Source organism: Paenibacillus dendrobii (assembly GCF_009807035.1).
Taxonomy (GTDB): Bacteria; Bacillota; Bacilli; order Paenibacillales; family Paenibacillaceae; genus Paenibacillus_AQ; species Paenibacillus_AQ dendrobii.
In genome coordinates, this window is sequence record NZ_WUBI01000013.1 from 1 (window position 1) to 1,358 (window position 1,358).

General features: G+C 54.6%; 1 rRNA gene. It reads left to right on the top strand.

Annotation, left to right across the window (positions count from 1 at the left end):
- A 23S ribosomal RNA gene (locus tag GRF59_RS29230) occupies positions 1 to 1,354 on the top strand; the annotation flags it as partial.
- Between the last annotated feature and the right edge of the window lie 4 nt (positions 1,355 to 1,358).

Genomic DNA, 1,358 nt, shown 5'->3' on the forward strand with positions numbered 1-1,358 from the left:
GGGGAGGGAAAATTATAGTACCGAAGGTCATGATCTCACACTGCCAAGAAAAGCCTCTAGCCAGGTGAAGGTGCCCGTACCGCAAACCGACACAGGTAGGCGAGAAGAGAATTCTAAGGCGCGCGGAAGAACTCTCGTTAAGGAACTCGGCAAAATGACCCCGTAACTTCGGGAGAAGGGGTGCCCCGGTAGTGTGAATAGCACGAGGGGGCCGCAGTGAAAAGGCCCAAGCGACTGTTTAGCAAAAACACAGGTCTGTGCGAAGCCGCAAGGCGAAGTATACGGGCTGACGCCTGCCCGGTGCTGGAAGGTTAAGGGGAGTGGTTAGGGGTAACCCGAAGCTATGAACCGAAGCCCCAGTAAACGGCGGCCGTAACTATAACGGTCCTAAGGTAGCGAAATTCCTTGTCAGGTAAATTCTGACCCGCACGAATGGCGTAACGACTTGGGCGCTGTCTCAACGAGAGATCCGGTGAAATTTTAATACCTGTGAAGATGCAGGTTACCCGCGACAAGACGGAAAGACCCCATGGAGCTTTACTGCAGCTTGATATTGGATTTGGGTACGATCTGTACAGGATAGGTGGGAGCCTTTGAAACCTGAGCGCCAGCTTAGGTGGAGGCGCCGTTGGGATACCACCCTGATCGTATCTAGGTTCTAACCTAGTACCGTCAACCGGTGCGGGGACAGTGTCAGGTGGGCAGTTTGACTGGGGCGGTCGCCTCCTAAAGAGTAACGGAGGCGCCCCAAGGTTCCCTCAGAATGGTTGGAAATCATTCGAAGAGTGCAAAGGCAGAAGGGAGCTTGACTGCGAGACCTACAAGTCGAGCAGGGACGAAAGTCGGGCTTAGTGATCCGGTGGTACCGCATGGAAGGGCCATCGCTCAACGGATAAAAGCTACCCTGGGGATAACAGGCTTATCTCCCCCAAGAGTCCACATCGACGGGGAGGTTTGGCACCTCGATGTCGGCTCATCGCATCCTGGGGCTGAAGTAGGTCCCAAGGGTTGGGCTGTTCGCCCATTAAAGCGGTACGCGAGCTGGGTTCAGAACGTCGTGAGACAGTTCGGTCCCTATCTGTCGTGGGCGTAGGAAATTTGAGAGGAGCTGTCCTTAGTACGAGAGGACCGGGATGGACGTACCGCTGGTGCACCAGTTGTTCCGCCAGGAGCATGGCTGGGTAGCTACGTACGGACGGGATAAGCGCTGAAAGCATCTAAGCGTGAAGCCCCCCTCAAGATGAGATTTCCCAGTATGTAAGACCCCTTGAAGACGACGAGGTAGATAGGTTGGAGGTGGAAGTGCAGCAATGCATGGAGCTGACCAATACTAATCGGTCGAGGGCTTATCCTAATAA